This is a genomic window from Methylobacterium sp. GC_Met_2 (genome assembly GCF_026540795.1).
Lineage (GTDB): Bacteria > Pseudomonadota > Alphaproteobacteria > Rhizobiales > Beijerinckiaceae > Methylobacterium.
Genome location: NZ_JALNUM010000221.1, coordinates 1 through 3,337 on the forward strand (window position 1 = coordinate 1; position 3,337 = coordinate 3,337).

Below are 3,337 nucleotides of genomic sequence, written 5' to 3' on the forward strand. Positions count from 1 at the left end.
GGCCAAGCCCGAGAGGACGAGAACCGGCGTCTTCACTTTCGCCAAGCGCAGCGAGCGCAGGACCTCATAGCCCGACATGTCGGGCAAGTTCAGATCGAGCAGGATGATGTCATAATCGTACAGCTTCCCGAGGTCGACGCCCTCTTCCCCCAAGTCGGTGGTGAAGGTGTTGAAATCCTCGGACTTGAGCATCAACTCAATGCTCTGCGCGACGGTGGCGTCGTCTTCAATCAGCAGAACACGCATAACACCGCCTCGAACTATGATGTCTCATAATTCCGCAGTGATACTGAACGGTTAACAAATATCCGTGCCGTTCAGTGCTCGGTCACGAAGCGCGCCGCCCACGCGTCGGAAGTCAGCCCGGAGCTGGCGAGGCACAGCGCGCTGCTGCGGGAACGCGGGCTTGCTCCGCCATCACACCAGCGCACCATTCGCGGTACTCCCGCTGCTGGTGCTGACGCTCGAGGAACCACTTGATGCGCTTGGCGGCGTTCCGGTTCATCGCATCTGATGACGTCTGGAGGGCTGCTGCGGTTGCGTCGTAGTTGGCTGATATCCTGTCCATGGCGGCGACGAGCTGGTGCTCGATCTCCTCCTCCGAGAGACCAGCAAGGGGGTTGGCCTTGTCGGTTGCCTCCAGCTTGGCGACGCGGGTCTCGATCTCTCTCAGCCGCATGTCCATGCCTCCCCAGACGTGAGCCCTTCCCGCATCAGAAGTGCACCCGCCCAGGCCGAGGGGCAGATCACGCGTCTCAAGCTCTTGAAGCGCGCCATGTACGGCCGCGCCAATCTCGACCTCCTCCGACGACGGTTCCTCCTTGCAGCCTGATCCACCAAACCTGGCGAAGAGCCGCTATCAGGGGGCAAGCCAGTATGATTGCAGCATCTGGAGAATACCCATATTCGATCGGTCAGAGGCAGCTGATCGCACAGCTGAAGTTCATAGAGATGACATCTGCCCCAAGGAAGCCATAGCCATGGTCCGCAAGCAGCGCGGCCTCCTGAACAATTCGGAGCAGTAACTCCTTCAGGAGGCGTTCCTGGTCCTGATTGCGGGACAGGTGGAGCTGGTGATCCTACGCGTGGACACCTCTCCTCAATCGTGCCGATACCCAATTGAAGATGGGATATGGCCTCCATTGACCAAGCAAACCGTAGAGGGTCTGTAGGACAGCGCAGGCTCAACAGCCTATCGGTAGCATTTCACATGCTCGAACGGCTTCAAAGTTAACCGAGATCCGTGGGTTCAAGTTCAAGAAAAGTTTCTTTTCAGCAGGAAGGTGCCTCGGTGAAAAGGTTCTACTTCAAAATTGATCCCGATGACGAAGATAACTGTAAAGAAATAGACAGGCATCTATTTGCAGAAATCCAAAAAATTGCTGCGAGAGACATGCTTCTAGATGAGATTATCAAAAATCAGAAGGTTGCTCCTCGAAAAAAGAAGCGGCGGTAGCAGTGACGAGTGCCCTCGCATCCAAGGGGCACGGAGGTATTTTTTTGCGATTAAAAAGGCCTTCCGAGAGAGCATTGGAGGCGTGTGCGGCGAACGTCAATATGGCCGCTAGGCATGTCTGAGCCTTTAATTTACTGAGTGAAGGAGCCTACCGCACTGCCGAGCCTGGCCAGGATCTCGCTCAGTTCCGGCATGCCACCGTAAGGGGCAGAAGCGTCTGGGGAGCTCGCCAAGGCCATCCCAGCCTCAGACCGCTAGACCGCCGCGGAGCCGCTCGAGCCCGCCAGGGAGCTTCCTACGAGGTTCTAGGGCACAACGCTGCCCCTCTTACGATCGGGCTGATGGATGCAACGCCGATCTTGCATCCTGACCGCTTCCCAGGCTGTGAACGAGCGTGAGTGGGCCTGTAACGGCTCAGGAGCGACCTCTGGCTCATCATGGCCGACCCCCTCGCTCGCCTCATCGGCAAGGCTGGATCGAGCGCTCGGCCAGCTCTGCCGCTTCATCGAACTTCCCCTCCAGCCAGATGTTCACGCCACGCAGCCCCTTCGCGACGTCGCGTGCCCACGCCACATAGGCCAACCGCCGGGTCACCGACCAGTCGGGCGCAGCACTCGCCGCCACCGCCCGCAGGTTGCTCGTCTTGTCGGCCAGCTTGATCAACTTTGCCCGGTCTGACTTTCCGACCGCACTTTCCACCTGCCGCCGCTTCCGCTCATCTTTCGGCAGGCTCTTGTCGTCGGTCAGCTCCATGACAAGGTTGGCCACCGGCTCGCCCCAGGTCACCGCTATTAGGCTGTATGGTACCTCCTGGTCCTCGATCGCGTCGTGCAGCAGCGCGGCCAGGATGAGCTCGACATCGCTCCCGGCTGTCGCCTCGGCCACGAGCGCGGCCACCTCCAGCAGATGATTGATGTATGGTTCCTGGGCTGTGCCCTTGCGGCGCTGGTGGACGTGCCAACGCGCGACGGCATCGGCTGCGTTCAGCACCTGGACAAGCGTGTGCATACTGGCGTGCTCCGGATTATCGGGATCCCGTCGCACGGTGTTGCGCGAGGCGTGTTTGTGAGGAGCAGCGAGGCGCACCCGAGGTGGACGTGTGGCTTCACGTCTGCCGGAGACAACGCGGTCAATGCGAGACGCCATTGCGCAACCTGGTACGCTCAGCTTAGCCGTTGTGAGCTGTGCTGTTGGCTCGCGCTCTCGGGAAGTAGCTGTAGAAGGTGTCTCGGTTGACACCCAGCCGCTTAGCGATGTCGGCTACGCTGATCGTGCCGGCCGCCAGCAGAGCCCGGCCGACCGCGATGTCATCCTCAGACAACTTTCTCGGTCTTCCGCCCTTGCGGCCTCGTGCGAGCGCCGCCTTCAGGCCTTCCATCGTGCGCTCTCGGTTGAGATCGAGGAAATACTCGGCCATGGCGCCGTGCATCTGCAGAGCGAAGCGCCCGTGAGCCGTGGCGCTGTCGAACTGCTCGGTGAGTGAGCAGAAATGCACGTCCTTCACGCGCAAGCCGTCGATAGTGCGCATCATCTCGACGAGGGACCGGCCCAGCCGGTCGAGCTTCCAAACCACGAGCACGTCCTCGGGGCGCAGGTAGGCGAGCGCCGCCTCGAACTCCGGGCGCTTGGTCCCAGCTTTGCCCGACTTCTTCTCCTCGAACAGCTTCCCGCAGCCGGCCTTGGTCAGCGCGTCGCGCTGCAGGTCGAGGTTCTGGTCGAGGGTGGAGACGCGGGCGTATCCAACGAGCATGTCGGGATAGTACCAAAACCGCGTTTATACGGCAATAGAAAAGCCGACACGTTTCTCCGACAAAAATGGGGCCGTTTGGGATGGCTCAGCCCTGGCTCATTCAGATCGTCGGAAAAACGGTCGGATTGCCG

The 3,337-nt window shown here is 60.3% G+C and carries 4 protein-coding genes; all 4 read right to left on the reverse strand.

Annotated features, from left to right (window positions below):
• A partial coding sequence (locus OXS49_RS32885) for a response regulator (RefSeq protein ID WP_267428699.1) occupies positions 1-246 on the reverse strand: 246 nt, incomplete at its 3' end.
• Between the two features lie 112 nt (positions 247-358).
• The gene (locus tag OXS49_RS32890; RefSeq protein WP_267428700.1) at positions 359-679 is read right to left on the reverse strand and encodes a hypothetical protein; all 321 of its coding nucleotides are present in this window, start codon (positions 677-679) and stop codon (positions 359-361) included.
• A gap of 1,236 nt (positions 680-1,915) precedes the next feature.
• Positions 1,916-2,464 carry an HD domain-containing protein gene (locus tag OXS49_RS32895; RefSeq protein ID WP_267428701.1) on the reverse strand — a complete coding sequence of 183 codons (549 nt, stop codon included), beginning with the start codon at positions 2,462-2,464 and terminating at the stop codon, positions 1,916-1,918.
• 160 nt (positions 2,465-2,624) lie between these two features.
• Positions 2,625-3,206 (reverse strand): recombinase family protein, encoded by a 582-nt coding sequence (locus tag OXS49_RS32900; protein WP_267428702.1) that lies wholly within the window; start codon positions 3,204-3,206, stop codon positions 2,625-2,627.
• Positions 3,207-3,337: the final 131 nt, after the last annotated feature.

Excerpts from the sequence above, each read along its gene's own strand:
- OXS49_RS32900 (WP_267428702.1), bottom strand. The coding sequence starts at position 3,206 with ATGCTCGTTGGATACGCCCGCGTCTCCACCCTCGACCAGAACCTCGAC.
- OXS49_RS32890 (WP_267428700.1), bottom strand. The coding sequence starts at position 679 with ATGCGGCTGAGAGAGATCGAGACCCGCGTCGCCAAGCTGGAGGCAACC.
- OXS49_RS32895 (WP_267428701.1), bottom strand. The coding sequence starts at position 2,464 with ATGCACACGCTTGTCCAGGTGCTGAACGCAGCCGATGCCGTCGCGCGT.